17 protein-coding genes and 1 rRNA gene are annotated in these 17,772 nt (G+C 72.6%); 3 read left to right on the top strand and 15 right to left on the bottom strand.

What is annotated here, in order from left to right; translation table 11 throughout:
• Positions 1-250: 250 nt before the first annotated feature.
• Positions 251-1,444, top strand: coding sequence for a DUF5667 domain-containing protein (locus tag EAO77_RS09290; RefSeq protein WP_147987552.1), 1,194 nt, complete (start codon positions 251-253; stop codon positions 1,442-1,444).
• 220 nt (positions 1,445-1,664) lie between these two features.
• Here the strand turns inward: EAO77_RS09290 and EAO77_RS09285 are convergent, their stop codons facing one another.
• The 9 genes from EAO77_RS09285 to rrf form a co-directional block, all read right to left on the bottom strand.
• Positions 1,665-2,795, bottom strand: a complete 1,131-nt coding sequence (locus EAO77_RS09285) for a lysophospholipid acyltransferase family protein (RefSeq protein ID WP_147987551.1) — start codon at positions 2,793-2,795, stop codon at positions 1,665-1,667.
• An 80-nt stretch (positions 2,796-2,875) separates the two neighbouring features.
• The gene (locus tag EAO77_RS09280; protein ID WP_147987550.1) at positions 2,876-3,949 is read right to left on the bottom strand and encodes an NAD-dependent epimerase/dehydratase family protein; all 1,074 of its coding nucleotides are present in this window, start codon (positions 3,947-3,949) and stop codon (positions 2,876-2,878) included.
• 212 nt (positions 3,950-4,161) lie between these two features.
• A complete protein-coding gene (locus EAO77_RS09275) occupies positions 4,162-4,260 on the bottom strand; it encodes a 30S ribosomal protein bS22 (RefSeq protein ID WP_003948845.1) in 99 nt (32 codons plus the stop codon).
• Between the two features lie 122 nt (positions 4,261-4,382).
• On the bottom strand, positions 4,383-4,595 hold the full coding sequence (locus EAO77_RS09270) for a helix-turn-helix domain-containing protein (RefSeq protein WP_187283169.1): 213 nt from the start codon (positions 4,593-4,595) through the stop codon (positions 4,383-4,385).
• A gap of 128 nt (positions 4,596-4,723) precedes the next feature.
• Entirely contained in the window at positions 4,724-5,527 is an 804-nt protein-coding gene (locus tag EAO77_RS09265; protein WP_147987548.1) for a phosphatase, read from the bottom strand.
• A 139-nt stretch (positions 5,528-5,666) separates the two neighbouring features.
• Positions 5,667-6,842, bottom strand: coding sequence for an acetoin utilization protein AcuC (locus EAO77_RS09260; protein ID WP_187283168.1), 1,176 nt, complete (start codon positions 6,840-6,842; stop codon positions 5,667-5,669).
• Positions 6,793-8,016, bottom strand: a complete 1,224-nt coding sequence (locus EAO77_RS09255; RefSeq protein WP_147987547.1) for an MFS transporter — start codon at positions 8,014-8,016, stop codon at positions 6,793-6,795. The genes EAO77_RS09260 and EAO77_RS09255 overlap by 50 nt, the downstream gene beginning before the upstream one ends.
• A 43-nt stretch (positions 8,017-8,059) precedes the next feature.
• Complete coding sequence (locus tag EAO77_RS09250) at positions 8,060-8,704, bottom strand: HAD family hydrolase (protein ID WP_147987546.1); 645 nt, start codon at positions 8,702-8,704, stop codon at positions 8,060-8,062.
• A 132-nt stretch (positions 8,705-8,836) separates the two neighbouring features.
• Positions 8,837-8,953 (bottom strand): 5S ribosomal RNA (gene rrf, locus EAO77_RS09245).
• A 966-nt stretch (positions 8,954-9,919) separates the two neighbouring features.
• Between rrf and trpS the strand changes: the two genes are divergently transcribed.
• Positions 9,920-10,918, top strand: coding sequence for a tryptophan--tRNA ligase (trpS, locus tag EAO77_RS09235; protein ID WP_147987544.1), 999 nt, complete (start codon positions 9,920-9,922; stop codon positions 10,916-10,918).
• A gap of 75 nt (positions 10,919-10,993) precedes the next feature.
• On the opposite strand, the gene proC is transcribed toward trpS, so the two are convergent.
• The 6 genes from proC to EAO77_RS09205 form a co-directional block, all read right to left on the bottom strand.
• Positions 10,994-11,803, bottom strand: a complete 810-nt coding sequence (gene proC / locus EAO77_RS09230; protein WP_147987543.1) for a pyrroline-5-carboxylate reductase — start codon at positions 11,801-11,803, stop codon at positions 10,994-10,996.
• Positions 11,804-11,908: 105 nt separating this feature from the next.
• Positions 11,909-12,646, bottom strand: coding sequence for an ABC transporter permease (locus EAO77_RS09225; RefSeq protein WP_147987542.1), 738 nt, complete (start codon positions 12,644-12,646; stop codon positions 11,909-11,911).
• Positions 12,643-13,476, bottom strand: coding sequence for an ABC transporter ATP-binding protein (locus tag EAO77_RS09220; protein ID WP_147987541.1), 834 nt, complete (start codon positions 13,474-13,476; stop codon positions 12,643-12,645). The genes EAO77_RS09225 and EAO77_RS09220 overlap by 4 nt, the downstream gene beginning before the upstream one ends.
• A 55-nt stretch (positions 13,477-13,531) precedes the next feature.
• Positions 13,532-14,302 carry a class I SAM-dependent methyltransferase gene (locus EAO77_RS09215; RefSeq protein WP_147987540.1) on the bottom strand — a complete coding sequence of 257 codons (771 nt, stop codon included), beginning with the start codon at positions 14,300-14,302 and terminating at the stop codon, positions 13,532-13,534.
• A gap of 204 nt (positions 14,303-14,506) precedes the next feature.
• Positions 14,507-15,046: a hypothetical protein gene (locus EAO77_RS09210; protein ID WP_147987539.1), complete on the bottom strand. Its 540-nt coding sequence runs from the start codon at positions 15,044-15,046 to the stop codon at positions 14,507-14,509.
• 33 nt (positions 15,047-15,079) lie between these two features.
• Positions 15,080-15,388, bottom strand: coding sequence for a peptidase (locus tag EAO77_RS09205; RefSeq protein WP_410088348.1), 309 nt, complete (start codon positions 15,386-15,388; stop codon positions 15,080-15,082).
• A gap of 138 nt (positions 15,389-15,526) precedes the next feature.
• Between EAO77_RS09205 and EAO77_RS09200 the strand changes: the two genes are divergently transcribed.
• Positions 15,527-17,713 carry a protein kinase domain-containing protein gene (locus EAO77_RS09200; RefSeq protein ID WP_147987538.1) on the top strand — a complete coding sequence of 729 codons (2,187 nt, stop codon included), beginning with the start codon at positions 15,527-15,529 and terminating at the stop codon, positions 17,711-17,713.
• Positions 17,714-17,772 lie beyond the last annotated feature (59 nt).

Genomic DNA, 17,772 nt, shown 5'->3' with positions numbered 1-17,772 from the left:
CCCCACAGGGGCCCCACGCCCCGCATCCACCCCGACCCCAACTCACCGTCGGTGACGCCTCGATGACGCACTGGTCCGATCATCTTTCGCGCGTAACCCAAGTGCCGCGCCGCTCGTTGTGCGGGATGCAGGCTCCCTCTGGACGCGCCATGCCCGCAGCCACTCACTCGTTCGTGTGGATGTGCTCAAGGCGTGCAACCCTCCAGCCCCCCAGGGGAGTCGACCGTCATGACGAGAGGAGGTGCCGCCAGTGATCGCGAACGTTTCGGCACACCGGCGGGCGAGCGCCTTCGCCCAGGCCTTGGAAGACCAGGCGGCCGAACAGCCCGATGCCCCGGTCGAGGAGACCGGGCAGGAGCGGCTGCTGAGCCTGGCACACGGTCTCGGCGAACTGCCGAAACCGGAGATGGACCCCGAGGTCAAGGTGGTCCAGCGCGCACAGCTCGTGGCCGCCATGGAAGCGATGCTCATGGAGGGCACCGTCGGCGCAGGCGCGACCTCGGGCCCTACGGTGCCCGAGCAGCGGACCCACGGCCGCGGCGCCCATCGGGCCTCCCCGCTCCGGAAGTTGCGGCCACGTTCCCGGTGGTCGAAGGGGCTTGCGGCCGGCGGACTGACCGTGGGTGTGGCCGCGGGCGCGTTCAGCGGCGTGGCCGCTGCCAGTGGCGACGCCCTCCCGGGTGACTCGCTGTACGGGCTCAAGCGCGGTATGGAGGACTTCCGGCTCGTCCTCGCGGACGGCGACTCCGACCGCGGCGAGCTCTACCTCGACCAGGCGTCGACCCGGCTCAGCGAAGCCCGCCGCCTGATGGAGCGCGACCGCGCGGGCAGCCTGGACCACGAGTCGCTGGGCGAGATCCGCCGCGTGCTCACGGGCATGCGGCACGACGTCGGCGAAGGCCACCGGCTGCTGAGCGCCGCGTACGCGCGCGACGGCTCCCTCGGCCCGATCGCCACGCTCGACTCCTTCTCCCGCGCCCACCGCGACACCTGGAACGGCCTGCGCGACCGGCTCCCCGTCCAACTGGCCGATGTCGGCGCCGACGTGAGCTCGGCCTTCGACGCCATAGACGAGGAAGTCGGCCCGCTCCAGTCCCTGCTCCCGCCCGCCCCGCAGGGCGACGCCCCCGGATCCCGCAGCCCGGGACCGGGCGTGGAGTCCGGCCGTGCCACCGACCCCGGCAGCACGGCACCCTCCGMACCGGGGCAGGAGAGCGGCCGGCCCGGCCAGGACACGGCACCCCGCCCCTCCGGGTCCAGCTCCGCCCCCGCCGACGACGGTCTGCTCGGCGGGAACACCGGCGGTCTCCTCGACCCGCCCGCGCAGCAGACCACGCCGTCCCCGTCCGGCAGGCAGTCGCAGGATCCCGTCCCCGACGTCACGATCCCGCCGCTGCTGCCGGGCATCCTGCCCGGCCTCGGCTTCGACGCCGAGGACGAATGACGCGAAGGGAGCGGACGGCGCGCGGGTGACGCGCACGACCGCGGCACGACGAGAGGGGTGCTCCCGGCCGGACGGCCGGAGCACCCCTCTCGTCCGTGCGGACGACAGCCGGCGGACGCCGACCCCAGGACGCCGACCCCAGGACGTCGGCCACCGGACGCCGACCAGAGGACGACGCCGATCAGCGGCGACGGCGGTCGACGGACGGACGGCCGGACCGTCAGAAGAAGACCGAGCGCCGCTGCACCAGCAGCTTGTACAGCGTGTGCTGGATCTGCTCGCGCACCTGGTCGGTCAGGTTGAACATCAGCATCGGGTCCTCCGCCGCCTCCGGCGGATACCCGTCCGTCGCGATCGGCTCCCCGAACTGGATCGTCCACTTCGTCGGCAGCGGCACCGCGCCCAGCGGACCGAGCCACGGGAAGGTCGGCGTGATCGGGAAGTACGGGAAGCCCAGCACCCGCGCCAGGGTCTTGGCGTTGCCGATCATCGGATAGATCTCCTCGGCGCCGACGATCGAGCACGGCACGATCGGCGCGCCCACCCGCATCGCCGTCGACACGAAACCGCCCCGGCCGAACCGCTGGAGCTTGTAGCGGTCCGAGAACGGCTTCCCGATGCCCTTGAAGCCCTCCGGCATCACACCGACGACCTCGCCGCGCGTGAGCAGGCGCTCCGCGTCCTCCGCGCACGCCAGCGTGTGCCCGGCCTTGCGGGCCAGTTCGTTGACCACCGGCAGCATGAACACCAGGTCGGCTGCGAGCAGCCGCAGATGACGCCCCGCCGGATGGTTGTCGTGGACGGCGACCTGCAGCATCAGCCCGTCCAGCGGCAGCGTCCCGGAGTGGTTCGACACCACCAGGGCCCCGCCCTCGGACGGGATGTTCTCGATGCCCTTCACCTCGACGCGGAAGTAGTTCTCGTACAGCGGCCGGAGCAGCGACATCAGGACCTGGTCGGTCAGCTCGGCGTCGAAGCCGAACTCGTCGACCTCGTAGTCACCGGTCAGCCGCTTGCGCAGGAACGCCAGCCCTCCCGCGACCCGCCGCTCCCAGCTCCCGCCCGCCGACGGCGCCCGTTCCTCATCCGGCACGGCGGCCCCCGGTGCCTCGGGAGCCTCTCCCGGCTGTTCGGGCAACGGGCTCACCACGGCTTCCCGGGGCCCTGCGCCGCGCCCCCGGGGCAGCTGCGCCGCCGAGGGCCCGGCCGGCTGCTCCGCAGCCGCCGGCTCCCCGCCCGTGTCCGCCTCGGGCTTCCTGCGGCCGGCCCCGGCGGGGCGCCGCCGCGCCGGGCGCTGCGCACCACCGCGTGAACGGTCGTCGTCGAACGGAATGACCTTGGCGTCCGCCATCGTCCGCTGTGCTCCTTGTCCGGCCCTGCCCCGGTTCTCCCCGGGCCTGTCCGCCCCTGTCGGGCGCTGTGCGCCGCCGCTCATCCACCGGTGTGCGGCGCTCGGACGGCTGCCCGCGCACCCCGCCCGGAGGGCAGTGCCGCCGCCACCTGGTCGACCGCCTTCACCAGGGCCTCGGGCGGCAGCAGCCCCGGCCCCTTGCTGCGGGCGAAGTCCGCGAACGTCTCCGCCGTCGTGTACCGCGGGGCGAAGCCCAGTGTCTCGCGCATCTGGACCGTGCTGACCACCCTGCCGTGGGTCAGCAGCCGGATCTGCTCCGGCGAGAAGTCCGTCACCCCCACCGTCCGCAGCGCCGAGCCGATCCACGTCACGGCCGGCAGCAGCACCGGGATCGTCGGCCGCCCGAGCCGTCGTGAGCACTGCGCCAGGGTCAGCACGCCGTCGCCGGCGATGTTGAACGTCCCGCTGTTCAGGGTGCCCCGCCGCGGCTCGTGGAGCGCGATCCGCAGGACGTCGATCACGTCGTCCTCGTGGACGAACTGGAGCCGCGGGTCGTAGCCGAGGACCGTCGGCATCACCGGGAGCGAGAAGAACTCCGCGAGCGGCGAATCGGCGCACGGCCCCAGGATGTTCGCGAACCGCAGCACGCACACGGCCACGTCCGGCCGGCGCCGCGCGAAGCCCCGCACATACCCCTCGACCTCGACGGCGTCCTTCGCGAAGCCGCCGCTCGGCAGCGACTTGGGCGGGGTCGTCTCCAGGAAGACGGCGGGGTCGCGGGGCGCGGAGCCGTACACGCTCGTACTGGACTTGATCACCAGTCGCCGGACGGTCGGCGACTTCTGACAGGCACCGAGCAGCTGCATGGTGCCGATGACGTTGGTCTCCTTGACCGCGGTACGGCCGCCGGCGCCCAGCGGGGTGCCCGTGACGTCCAGGTGCACGACGGTGTCCACGGCGTGCTCGGCGAGGACACGGGCGATGGCCGGCTGGCGGATGTCGGCACGGACGAACTCGGCGCCGCCGAGTTGGTGTCCGGGCGTCTGGGCGTCGACCGCGATCACCCGGTCAACTTCGGGATCGCGCCCGATACGGCGCACCAGACGGCCACCGAGCTGCCGGGCCACACCGGTGACGAGCACGACCTTGCCCAAGATCAGCGCCTTCCCCTAGGTCCTGGCGTCACCGTAGCGCGTCGGTGTTGCGCTGTGATGACCGCACGGCGCACTTTTGCCAGGACCTTTCGTTTCACGCCCCTGCCGCATCCGTGGCGCCTTCCCGGCCCCTTCCGCGGCATTCCACCCCCGGACGCACCTCGGCCCTCCCACCGGGACGGTGGGAGGGCCGAGAGACGGACAGCTGCCGCTTACTTCTTGTTGCGACGCTGAACGCGCGTGCGCTTGAGCAGCTTGCGGTGCTTCTTCTTGGCCATCCGCTTGCGCCGCTTCTTGATAACAGAGCCCACGACTACCCTCGCTCACTTCTCTTCACTCGGTGCGGGGCGTCTGGGCCCACACGACCTACGTCGGCCTAGCCTACCTGCCGCCGAGTGAGGGACGTAATCCGAGGGCGGCCGACCGGCCCCCGTCAGGCCGATTCCACCCCCACGAAGGACTCACGGAGATACTCGTGCACCGCTTGCTCCGGTACCCGGAAGGACCTCCCCACCCGGATCGCCGGCAGATGACCACTGTGCACCAGGCGGTACACCGTCATCTTCGACACCCTCATCACCGAGGCGACTTCCGCCACGGTAAGGAACTTGACCTCGTTGAGAGGCCTTTCGTTGCCAGCTGCCATGACCCACCTGTACCTTCCGCACCCGACGCGCACCGGCTTCCCCTCCGGTGACTCTTCGTCGCTGTGCGCTCACTGCCCAGACTAGGGGCGGGTGATGCGAGTGGGGAAGAGGAGCTGCAATCGGTCTCCTACTGTGACAGACGGGCTCGATTGAGCACATAGCGCGTCAGAGGCAGATAGCAGTCCGCCCGGACGGCGTCGTCGAGCGGCACGGCGACCGCCACGCGACCCTCGGCCTCCCCGACGAACAGGGCGGGATCGTCCGTATCGGCCAGCCCGATGGCCTCCACCCCCAGCTGACCTGCCCCGCAGACCCAGCCGTGGTCGCCGACGACCAGCTCCGGCAGCGGGCCGTCCCCTTCGGCCGCGGCCTGGAGCGCGAGCCGGACCGGCAGCGGCGAGTGCGTGTGCGTACCGGCCCCGGCATCGGCCCCGTCCCGGAGCAGAGCGACTCCCCGTACGTACGCGAGGGTGAGCGTGCGTACGCCGAACCGGGTCGTTATGTCGACACTTCGCCCCTGCGCGGGGGTGAGAACAGGACATCCCGCCGCCGACACCGCGTCTGCGAGACCGGCGTAGAACCCCAGCAACCGGTGCGGATGCCCCGTACCGAACAGCACCGGGGCCCGCCGGCGCACGGCGGCTCCCAGCCGTCCGGCGAAGGCGGACAGCGCCCGCAGCGTCAGCTCCGGGTCGATCACGTCGTCCCCCCGCACGCACTCCGGGTCCGCCGACACCCCGCACTTGGCCGCCATCAGCTCGATCAGCCGCCGCTCGCTCCACCCCGACAGCGGGTCGAGCCCGATGGTCACCCGCGGATCCCCCGCGGCGAACGCGCGATAGCTGCGCAGGCTCGCCTCCCGCGAGGTCGCCACGTCCCCGGCCAGCCGCGAGGCCAGCAGATGCGCCCGCAGCGCTGTGGTGCTCAACACCCTGCACATGCTGGCGCACCACCCGGCCCGCTTGGCGAAAACCCCGGAAAGCCCGCACAGTTGGCGTAATCAGGCCCCTGTACGTCCGACCCCGGTCCCTCCGTCCGGGTCGGGGCCAACCGGTGAGGGACCGCCGGGATCAGGCCAGCAGGCCGCGCAGCGGGAACACGGCCCGCCGGGTCGCCAGGATCGCCTGGTCGAGCCGGTCACCCGGGTCGTAGCCCTCGTCCCAGCCCTTCCAGCGCACCGGCCACCGGCCGTCGGTCATCCGTCCGGGCGCCAGCCGCCGGGTCCGCGCGTACACCTCGTCCCGCCACGACGACGGGATCACCGACCCCGGGTCCACCGGCTGGTGGGCGGCGATCCCGACCAGGTGAGTCCACGACCGGGGCACCACGTCCACGATCTCGTAACCGCCCCCGCCGAGTGCGATCCACTTCCCGTCCGCGCAGGAGTGGGCGAGGTCGTGACACGCCTCCTGCACGGCACGCTGGGCGTCGAGCGAGACGGCCAGATGCGCCAGCGGGTCCTCGAAATGGGTGTCCGCGCCGTGCTGGGTGACCAGGACCTGCGGCCGGAAGTCCGCGAGCAGTTCGGGGACCACCGCGTGGAACGCCCGCAGCCATCCCTCGTCGCCGGTCCCCGCCGGCAGCGCCAGATTGACGGCCGACCCCTCTCCCGCGCCCTTGCCGCCGGTCTCCTCGGGCCAGCCGGTCTGCGGGAACAGCGTCCGAGGGTGCTCGTGCAGGGAGATCGTGAGGACCCTCGGGTCGTCCCAGAACGCGGCCTGCACACCGTCGCCGTGGTGGACGTCCACGTCCACGTACGCCACCCGCTCGGCGCCCAGCTCCAGCAGCCGGGCGACGGCCAGCGACGCGTCGTTGTAGATGCAGAAACCGGACGCGGCACCCGGCATCGCGTGGTGGAGCCCGCCCGCGAAGTTCACCGCGTGCCCGGCGTCACCGCGCCACACGGCCTCCGCCGCGCCCACCGACTGTCCGGCGATCAGCGCGGACGCCTCGTGCATACCGGCGAACGCGGGGTCGTCGACCGTGCCGAGCCCGTACGCCTGGTCGGCCCGGTGCGGATCGGCCGAGGCCGCACGGACCGCGGCGACGTAGTCGGACCGGTGCACGAGCCGGAGGGTGGAGTCGCCCGCCGGCTTCGCCGACACCACGTCCACCGCCCGGTCGAGTCCGTAGGCCCGGACCAGACCCATGGTCAGTGCGAGCCGCACCGGATCCATCGGATGACTGTCCCCGAAGTCATACGCCGTTACCGCCTCGTCCCACATCAACAACCCGCGGCCGCTCATGACCGCCACCGTATCGGGCCTCGTCCGATCCGAACGACCGGGCGTACGCGAGCGTCGCGAGCACCAGCACCATCGGCACCAGCATCGCCCAGCGGTAGCTCCACGCGTCCCCGAGCGCGCCCACCAGAGGCGAGCCGACCAGGAAGCCCACGTAGTTGAAGACGTTGAGCCGGGCCACGGCCGCGTCGCTGTGCCCGGGCGCCAGCCGGCCCGCCGCGGCGAACGTCTGCGGCACGATCACGCACAGCCCGAGCCCGAGCAGGGTGAAGCCCGCCACGCCCGCCCACGGCCCCGGCGCCGTCGCCACGACGGCGAATCCGACGGCCGCCAGCAGGGTCCCGCACCGGACGACCGCCACCGCGCCGAACCGCCGGACCCCCAGGTCGCCGACGGTCCGCCCGATCAGGGTGGTGACCATGTACGCGTTGTACGGCACGGTCGCCAGCTCCTCCGAGCTGCCCAGCACGTCCTCCAGGTACTTGGCGCTCCAGTTGGAGACCGTCGAGTCGCCGATGTAGGCGAAGGTCATCACCAGGCAGAGCGGCATCAGCAGGGCGAACGGCACTCCGGTGCCGCCGCTCGCGCCCGCGCCCCCGTCCGCGGTGCCACCGTCCCTGCCGTCCGCGTACCACCGGCTCGCGGCCAGCACCGCCGGCACGAGCAGCAGGACCACCGGCAGGTACGAGGTGAGAAGGGCCAGGTCCTCGTGCGCCCCGACCCACGCGAGGGAGGCGCCGGCGATCCCGCCGAGGCTGTAGGCGGCATGGAAGCCGAGCATGATGCTCCGCCCGTACGCCCGCTGGAGGCTGACACCCAGCATGTTCATGGAGGCGTCCAGCGCTCCGACCGCCAGCCCGAACACGCCCAGCGCGACGGCCACATGCCACACCTCGCGCCCACCGGCCACACCGAGCAGGGAGAGGAGGACCACCGGCTGGGACCAGCGCAGCACCGTGCTCGGCGCCAGGCGCCGCACGGCCCGCCCGGTCAGCACGCTGCCCACCCCGGCCAGCACGGGCACGGCGGCCAGGAAGAGGGGGAGCAGGGCGTCGGATATGCCGTACCGCTCCTGCACGGCCGGTATCCGGGTCACCAGCAGGGCGAACGCGACGCCCTGCGAGAAGAAGCCGAACGCCAGGGAGGCCCGCCCGTGACGCAGCCGCGCATCTGTCATGGCCGCACAGCGTAGGCCCGCCGCCCACCGGGCGGTAGGCGGATCACACGAGCAGTGCGAGGAGCTCCTTCATGTCCCCGAACCAGCCCTTGGCGCCTGCCAGGTCTTGTGCGGACGTCATGGCCGTGAAGCCGTACACGTCCATCCCCGCGGCCAGGGCGGCGGCGACCCCGAGCCGGCTGTCCTCGACGACGACGCAGCGCTCGGGCGCCACTCCCATCTGCCGGGCGGCGTGCAGGAAGAGGTCGGGCTCCGGCTTCCCCCGGCCGACGTCCTGGGCGCTGAAGACGACGGAGTCGTCGAACCAGCGGTCCAGGCCGGTCCTGCGGTGACCGACCCGGATCCGCTCGTGGGTGCCGGAGGACGCCACGCAGTACGGAACCCCTTCGGCCCGCAGCGCCCCCAGCACTTCGGCGACACCGTCGACGGCGGTCAGCTCCCGCTCGAACGCCGCGAAGGTGCGGGCGTGGAGAGTGGCGTCGAAGTCCGCCGGCAGCGCCTGTCCGGTCCGCTCCCGCACCAGGTCGTGCACGCGGTGCACGGCGGAACCCATGTAGTCGCGCAGGGAATCCTCGTAGGAGGTGGGGTGTCCGAGCTCGGTGAGATAGCCGGCGAGGATGACGTTGGCGATCGGCTCACTGTCGACGAGCACACCGTCGTTGTCGAAGATGACGAGGTCGTAGCGCATGCCCCGACCCTATTCGACCGCGCTTTCCCCACAGGGGGACCGGATCACACGGACCGGATGACGCGAACGGGAAAACGGCCGTGAACGCAGAAAAGCCCCGGAACACAGTTCCGGGGCTTCCCCACAATGATTGTTCGGCGGCGTCCTACTCTCCCACAGGGTCCCCCCTGCAGTACCATCGGCGCTGAAAGGCTTAGCTTCCGGGTTCGGAATGTAACCGGGCGTTTCCCTAACGCTATGACCACCGAAACACTATGAAGATGTCGAACTACCAGCCAGCAAAAGGCGAGTTCGTTACTTCAGAACTAACACAGTGGACGCGAGCAACTGAGGACAAGCCCTCGGCCTATTAGTACCGGTCAACTCCACCAGAATAAGCCCCACCGTTCACAGCGTCCTCGCTGTGTCGCCTGCCCGCACCCTCACAAGGAGGACCGGACAGGTCTTTTTCAAAGGAACCTCGACCATCCGAACCGGATGGACGGGGTATCAACATATCTGGCGTTGATTTTTGGCACGCTGTTGAGTTCTCAAGGAACGGACGCTTCCTTTGTACTCACCCTCTCGGGCTTTCCTCCGGGCGCTTCCCTTCGGTCTTGCGTCTCCGACTCTATCAGATCTTTCCGACCCGATTTCCTCGGTGCTTTCCGGGCTTTTCGGCCCTTCCGGCGGTTCCGACTCTATCAGACTCTTTCGGGCCTGATTCCCAGTCAGCGGGTTTCGCCTTCCCGGCTGTTGGGCCGTTCCGACGAGGTGAGACCTTAGCGGATTCCCGGCCCCCGACGCTAATCGGGGCGGGCCGCGCCCGAATTCGAACGCGTAATCCTCATTTCGCAAATGCGCACGGAAAGACGGGCGACAGAAAGCACGTCGCTCGCTCGGAGTGGTTCTTGCGGAATGGCCGCCCGGGGCCGACCGGAGTCGGTGCTCACGTCGGGCAACTCGGAGAACACTACGGAGCGGGCATCCGCGTGTCAACCTCGTGCCGTGACCCCCCGCCGGGAGTACTCTGACCCGCATGACATCGCGTACGTGCCTCACCTTCTGGTGGGCCGCCTGACACGGCGGCCCGCGCTCACGTACGCACTCAACGGCCGCCGCCTCGGCGGCCGTTCGCATGTCTCCTCCGGGAGCCGAGCCCGCCGGGACGGGTGGCTCCACTCAGGTCCGCGGGTCGTCCACAGCGATCCGGCGGTCCGGGAACGGGAGAGGGACATGACGAGGACCTTCAGCGGGATCAAGCCCACGGGGCATCTGACCCTGGGCAACTACCTGGGCGCGATGCGGCGGTGGGCCGAGGTGGACCAGCACCGCACGGACGCGCTGTTCTGCGTGGTCGACCTGCACGCCCTCACGGTCGACCACGATCCGGCGCGCGTGCGCAGACTGACCCGGCAGGCGGCCACGCTGATGCTGGCGGCGGGACTGGATCCCGAACTGTGCACCGTCTTCGTGCAGAGCCACGTGGACGAGCACGCCCGTCTGTCCTACCTGCTGGAGTGCACGGCCACCGACGGCGAGCTTCGGCGGATGATCCAGTACAAGGAGAAGAGCGCGCGAACCCGGGCCGAGGGACAGAGTGTGCGGCTGTCCCTGCTGACGTACCCCGTGCTGATGGCGGCCGACATCCTGGCGTACTCCGCCGACGAGGTGCCGGTGGGCGACGACCAGCGGCAGCACGTGGAACTGACCCGGGACCTGGCCGTGCGCTTCAACCAGCGCTACGGCCACACCTTCACCGTGCCGAGGGCGACGCACCCCCCGGTGGCCGCGCGGGTGATGGACCTCCAGGATCCGGGCTCCAAGATGGGCAAGTCGCACGCGTCGACGTCGGGGATCGTCTATCTGCTCGACGACGCGGACCTGGTGCGCAAGAAGGTGATGCGGGCCGTGACGGACAGCGCGACCGATGTGGTCCACGACAGGGAGGACCGCCCCGGGGTGGCGAACCTGCTCGACATCCTCGCGGCCTGCTCGGGCGGCGACCCGGCGGACCTCGCCGGGTCGTACACGTCCTACGGCGCCCTGAAGAAGGACACCGCCGAGGCAGTGGTGGAACTCCTGGCGCCGATCCGGAAGCGGCACGCGGAGTTCGCCGCCGACCAGCGGTACGTCGACGAGGTCCTGGGACGGGGTGCGCTGCGGGCCAGGGAGATGGCGCGGCCCCTGGTCGACCGTGCCTACCGGGCGATCGGGCTGCTGCCTGCGGTCTGAGAGGACCCCGGCGCGTCCCGCCGCGCGCGCTGACCCGGCGCGGGCGGCGGGACGTGCCGGCGGGCTGTCGACGGGTCAGCCGTTGCCGGAGGCGAGCTCGCGGCTGCGGTCGCGTGCCGCTTCCAGCGCGGCGATCAGGGCAGCGCGCACCCCGTGGTTCTCCAGTTCGCGGATGGCGCTGATCGTGGTGCCGGCCGGCGAGGTCACGGCCTCCCTGAGCTTGACGGGGTGCTCGCCGCTGTCGCGGAGCATCACGGCCGCGCCGATGGCCGCCTGGACGATCAGGTCGTGCGCCTGTGCACGGGGCAGGCCGAGCAGGATGCCGGCATCGGTCATGGCCTCGACGAGGAAGTAGAAGTACGCAGGGCCCGAGCCGGACAGGGCGGTGGCGGCGTCCTGCTGGGACTCGGGGACGCGGAGGGTCTTGCCGACTCCGCCGAAGATCTCCTCGGCGTGGGCGACATGGCCGGTGGTGGCGTGGCTGCCCGCCGAGATCACGGACATCCCCTCGTCGACGAGCACGGGAGTGTTCGGCATGACCCGCACGACGGGGGTGCCGGCGGCCAGGCGTTCCTCGATGAAGGAGGTGGGGATGCCCGCCGCGGCACTGATGACGAGGCGGTCGGCGCCGAGGTGGGGCCCCAGTTCGTCGAGGAGCTTGCCCATGTCCTGCGGCTTGACGGCGAGGATGAGGGTGTCGGCCCGCTTGGCGGCCTCGGCGTTGGTGACCGGCTCGACGCCGTAGCGGGTGCGCAGTTCCTCGGCCCGCTCGCCGCGCCGGGTGGTGACGAGCAGGTCGGCGGGACGCCAGCCGGCACGGATCATGCCGCTCAGCAGGGCTTCGCCGATCTTGCCCGTACCGAGGACTGCGACTGTCTGGGTCATGGCTTCGTTCACCTCGCCGGTGGGGATGCGTGCGCTCACATCCTCGCACCGGGGGTGGTCCGGCGGCGGGTGCGTCCGAGGGGCGGGCAGCCGGGGTCGCCGGGGTCAGGCGGTGCGGCGGCGCAGGGTGGCGGCGCCGAGGGCGAGGACGAGCACCGCGCAGCCGGCGACCACGAGGACGTCGCGGACGAAGTGGCCGGTGGTGTCGGTGTGGTGGAGCACCTCGTTCATGGCGTCGACGGCATAGGACATCGGCAGTACGCCGGAGACGGCTTCGAGGACGGGCTGCATCCTGTCGCGCGGCGTGAACAGTCCGCAGAGCAGCAATTGCGGGAAGATCACGGCCGGCATGAACTGCACCGCCTGGAACTCGGAGGCGGCGAAGGCCGACACGAACAGTCCGAGTGCGGTGCCGAGCAGGGCGTCGAGCAGCGCCACGAGCAGCAGCAGCCAGGGGCTGCCGACGACGTCGAGGCCCAGTCCCCACAGCGCGAGACCGGTGGCGAGGAGGGACTGGACGACGGCGACGAGGCCGAAGGCGAGGGCGTAGCCGGCGATGAGGTCGCCCTTGGCGAGCGGCATGGCGAGCAGGCGCTCCAGCGTCCCGGAGGTGCGTTCGCGCAGGGTGGCGATCGAGGTCACGAGGAACATCGTGATGAGCGGGAAGATCCCGAGCAGGGCCGCGCCGATGGCGTCGAAGGTCTCCGGGGTTCCGTCGAAGACATGGCGGAGCAGGAAGAGCATCACGCACGGCACCAGGACCATGAGGGCGATCGAGCGCCGGTCGTGGCGGAGCTGGCGGAGCACGCGGGCGGCGGTGGCGAGGGTGCGGGACGTGCTCATCGGGCGTTCTCCCGGGCGGTGTCGTCGTGTTCCGGGTCCCGGGACGCGCCGGTGCCGGGGCGGCACGTGCCGGCGGTGGCGGCGGCGTCCGCCGCGTCGACGAGGCGGAGGAACGCCTCCTCGACGGTCTTCGAGCGGGTGCGGACACGCAGGTCGTCGGGGGTGTCCTCGGCGAGGATCCGGCCCTCGCGCAGCAGGATCAGCCGGTGGCAGCGCTCGGCCTCGTCCATGACGTGGGAGGAGACGAGGATCGTCGTGCCGCGGTCCGCGGCGAGCCGGTGGAAGAGGTCCCACAGGTCGCGGCGGAGCACGGGGTCGAGGCCGACGGTCGGTTCGTCGAGGACCAGCAGCTCGGGTGTGCCGAGCAGGGCCACGGCGAGCGAGACGCGGCTGCGCTGGCCGCCGGAGAGCCGTCCGGCGAGGGCGTCGGCGTGCGCGGTGAGGCCGACGTCGGCGACGGCGCGGGCGACGGCCGCGTGACGGGTGTCGCGCGCGGCGCGGCCCGGGAGCAGCACGGCGGCGAAGTAGTCGAGGTTCTGGCGGACGGTGAGGTCGTCGTAGACGGAGGGCGCCTGGGTGACGTAGCCGATCCGGGGGCGCAGTGCGGGGTGGCCGGCGGGGCGGCCGAGGACCTCCAGGGTGCCGGTGGCCCCGGCCTGGGTGCCGACGACGGAGCGCATCAGCGTGGACTTTCCGCAGCCGGACGGGCCGAGGAGGCCGGTGATGCGGCCGGAGTGCACGGTGAAGTCGAGGCCGCGCAGGACCGCCCGGCCCCCTCGTTCGACGGTCAGGCCCCGGCCGAGGACGGCGACACCGGAGGAATTCATCATGCGATGAATAGTGCTCCCGGGGGTGCCGGGCGTCAAGAAGACCGGCGCGGCGGGCTCAGACGCGCGGGCGCACGGCGACGGTGAGTTCGGCGGTGTACGCCTCCTCGACGACCCCGTCGGGGAACGCGTCGAGCAGCAGGGCGCGTTCGCGGTCGAGGAAGGCGCGGCTGTCCCGCGCGTCGTGCAGAAGGAAGAGGGAGTGGCTGCCGAGGTTGGCGAGGTGGAGGTCGAGCGGGATCCGCCGGCTCCAGCGGAGGGTGCGGTCGGCCTGCCGCAGACCGCCGGGCAGTTCCCTGGCGTTGCCGGGCGCACCCTCGGTGTCGCCGTCGAGGTCGCGCCGTATGCGTTCCTGCTGGGCGGCGATCCAGTCCACACCGAGGTCGGCGACGTTCCACCACAGCGCGAGCGCGCCACCGGGCCGCAGCACGCGCAGGGCCTCGGGGACGGACCGCGCCGGGTCGGTCCAGTGGAAGGACTGCGCGTAGGTGATCAGGTCGGCGCTCTCGGCTGCCAGCGGCAGCGCGTCGCCGCTGCCGCGGACGAGGGGGACTCCGGGAAGCGAGGCGCGGAAGCGGGCGGCCATGCCGGCGCCCGGTTCGACGGCGGTCACCCTGGCCCCGCGGTCGTGCAGCAGCCGGGTCGCGATGCCGGTGCCGGCGCCGACGTCCACGGCGCGGGCTCCGGCGAGGGGGCGGCCGGCCGCCTCCTCCAGCGCGTCGAGAAGGGCCGGCGGGTAGCCGGGGCGGGCCGTGTCGTACTGCGTGGCGGCGGCGTCGAAGGAGAGGGCACGACGGGCGAAGGCGCGCGCGGCGCTGGTGTCGGTCATGCGGCGATCCTGCCCGGGACGGGACCGGCCCGTGGCACTTCCGCCCGGGCGGTCGTCCGGACCGGGACCGTGCGCCGGCCGTGCGGCTTCCCCCGGACCGGCCGGCCCGTGTGCCGGCCGCGTGGTGATCCCGGGACCGGCCGGACCAGTGTGCCGGCCGTGGGGCGGCCCGCCCGGACCGGCCGGACCCGTGTGCCGGTGGTCCTAGGGGCGCTTCGGCCTGCCGGCCCCGCGCGCCGTGCCGTCCTTGGCGTCGCGGTGTGCCGGGTTGCCGGAGCGGGTGGTCCGGCGCCGGGCGTACTGGGTCTTCGCGGTCTCGTACTCGGCGCGGCGCAGCTGCTCGCCGGGCGCCTCGACGAAGCAGCGCAGGGCGTAGGCGATGAGGGAGCCGATGAACCCGATCGCCTTGAGACCGCGCAGCGCGTCCTCGGTGGCCGCGCCCGAGGGCCGCCGGGTGAAGCTCTCCCACGTCTTGCGGAAGGCGATGGCGCTGCAGACGGCGAACATGACGACGACCAGCCCGTTGACGAAACCGCCGACCTCCGCGATGGACAGCCCCTGGTACGCGAAGCGCAGCACGAGCGCGGCCGCGAAGGCGGTCACCAGGGAGCCGGCCGCGACGGCGGCCCGCCGCAGGCCGTAGTGCCCGTCGTGTTCGACCCAGGTGGTGCCGAAGTAACGAAGGGGCTCGGGCCGGGGGCCGCCGCCGGTGGTGGTGCCGGAGTGCTCGGTGTTCTCGCTCACGGGGTCGATTATCCCCGCTCGGCCGCTGCCGGGTCAGGCACAGCGGATGGCGACGTAGCCGTCGCTGCCCGTTCGGACGTACGCGTCCGCGACGAACTGGCCGTTGGCGATGTTGTCCCAGATGTTGCTCGTGCCGTACGGCCCGGTGACCGTCTCCCCCGGCGTCTGGCAGTTGATCGGGACGCTGGCGCCGTACGGAAGTACCTTGATCAGCCGGTAGTTGGTCCCCGGACCGGACCGGACGTTGAGCCGGACATCCGGGGCGACCGGATACCGCTTGACCGTGTACGCGGCGGCCTCCTCGACCGCCACGAGCTCGCTCTCCACCTCTTCGACAGCCACTGGGCTTCTCCCCCCGTCGACACGACACCTGATTCGGCGTGTTCGCCGCGCGCAGGCTAGCAAGCTGTGGCTTGATCGCACGCACCATCGACTAGGCTCCGTGCGTCGCGCGTGGGCACCATCAAACGGGGGTGGGAGATGCCACCGCTGCAAAGCGCCGGGCCGTTCCCGGAAGCGGAACATCCGGAATATGCCGGTCAGTACCCCTTGGAGGACTGTCTCGGCACGGGCGGCATGGGGGTCGTCCATCTCGCCACGTCCGCGTCGGGGCTGCGGCTGGCGGTCAAGGTCATTCACGCCGAGCACGCCTCGGACCCCGAGTTCAGGGCGCGTTTTCGCCAAGAGGTGGCGGCTGCGCGGCGGGTCAGCGGGGCGTTCACGGCACCGGTCGTGGACGCCGACCCCGAGGCCGGCCGCCCGTGGATGGCCACGCTCTTCATCGACGGCCCCACCCTCGCGGAGCGGGTGAAGCGGAACGGTCCTCTCGCTCCCGCCGAGTTGCAGCGGGTGGGCGCCGGGCTGGCCGAGGCGCTGCGGGACATCCACCGCGCCGGCGTGGTGCACCGCGATCTCAAACCCAGCAACGTGCTCCTGGCGCAGGATGGGCCGAAAGTGATCGACTTCGGCATCTCCCGTCCCACCGACAGCGATCTGCGCACGGAGACCGGCAAGCTGATCGGCACGCCGCCGTTCATGGCGCCCGAGCAGTTCCAGCGTCCCCGGGAGGTGGGTCCCGAGGCGGACGTCTTCGCGCTCGGCGCCGTGCTCGTCCACGCGGCCACCGGCCGGGGCCCGTTCGACTCGGACAGCCCCTACATCGTGGCCTACCAGGTGGTGCACAACGAGCCCGATCTGGCCGGTGTGCCCGAGGGGCTCGTGCCGCTGCTGCGCCGCTGCCTGGCGAAGGAGCCGCAGGAACGGCCGACGCCGTACGAACTGATGGTGGCGCTGCGCGCGTCGTCGCCGTCGGCGGCGTCCGACACCCAGGCCTACATACCGGCCCAGCGCTCCCCGGCGGCGCCCGCCGGGGAGGACGCGGTGCCGGAGCCCGGGGCCGGGGACACGGAGGAGAGGGGGGCCGACGGGACGCGGCGGCGCCCGCGCGGGCCGTCGGGGGCGGCGTGGTGGCGGCGCCGCCCGGTGGTCCTGTGGGCCGCCCTCGCCGTGGTGCTCGGGTCGGCCGGGGCCGCCGGCGCCGCCTTCGTCGGCGCACCGGACGAGGTCCCGCCGCGGCGGCCCGCCGCCGCTCCGGAACCCTTCCGGCCCTGGAGCACGACGCTCGGCGGGGCCGCGGCGGACGGCCGGGCGCCGGCCTGTACGACCGCGGGCACCGCGCTCTACTGCTCCGGCGCGGGTGTCGGGGTGGCCCGGCTGGATCCGGCCGGCGGGGCGGTGCTCTGGTCCGCCGGCGCGGGCCCGGACGGAACGCGGGCCGGGCCGGGTGACGAGGGGGCGGCGCCGGTGGCCGCCGGTGGGGTGCTCCAGGTGCTCCCGCCCGGCGGCACCCGCTACCGGGCGCTCGATCCCGCGTCCGGCACGGTGCGCTGGGAACGCGACGTGTCGGCGTACGCGACCGTCCGCCAGGCCGGCGGTCTGGTGCTGCTGGTGAGCGCGGAGGGTGCGGTGCGGGCGGTCGACGCCGCCACCGGCGCCGACCGCTGGAGCGGACGGCACGGCGGGGCCGGTACCGAGTGGACGGGCACGCCGGACGGGACCGGCCCCGTCTTCGCCACCACGCCCTCCGCCGACGGCACCTCCACCCGCGTCACCGCCGTCGGCCCGGCCGACGGCCGGGTGCTGTGGACGGAGCGCCTGAAGGGCTCGCTGACGCCCGTGGCCGCAGGCGACGGCGCGCTCCATCTGCTGGCGACGGACGCGGAGGGCTTCACCGACGCGGTCGTCCGGCTGGACACGGCCGCGCCGGGCCACCCGTCGCGCCGCGTCGGGCTGACCGCTCCGCTCGACCAGGCGCAGGCGGCGGTGGCGGGGGACGTGGTCTACGTGGTCGGCGCGGGGGGTTCGCTCCTCGCCGTCGACACCGCGAGGAGCGCCGGCGCCGAGCGGTGGCGGCTGGAGACGGCGGTGGCGCACCTGTCCCGGCCGGCGCCCCGCGGCGGCCATGTGTACCTGTCCGCCGGCGACGGGCGGCTGCTGGCCGTGGACGCCGGGCGGGGCCGCCTCGTCGGCCAGACGAAGCCCCGCATGGGCGGCGGCCGCCACGCCTCCGTCCTCCCGGCCCCCGTCACCGCCCCCGGCCGGGTCTACGCGACGGCCCCCGACGGCTCCGTCTTCGCGGTGGACGCGAGGAACCCGTCCCGCTGGTGACGACCCGGCCGGTCCCGCTCGGGGCGCCCGGCCCTGGGCGGCCCGGCGGCCCCGGACAC

Origin of the sequence: Streptomyces sp. T39 (genome assembly GCF_008042045.1) — a bacterium.
Taxonomy (GTDB): Bacteria; Actinomycetota; Actinomycetes; order Streptomycetales; family Streptomycetaceae; genus Streptomyces.
The sequence above is the reverse complement of the archived record's forward strand: the minus strand, read 5'-3'. Positions and strand labels throughout refer to the sequence as shown.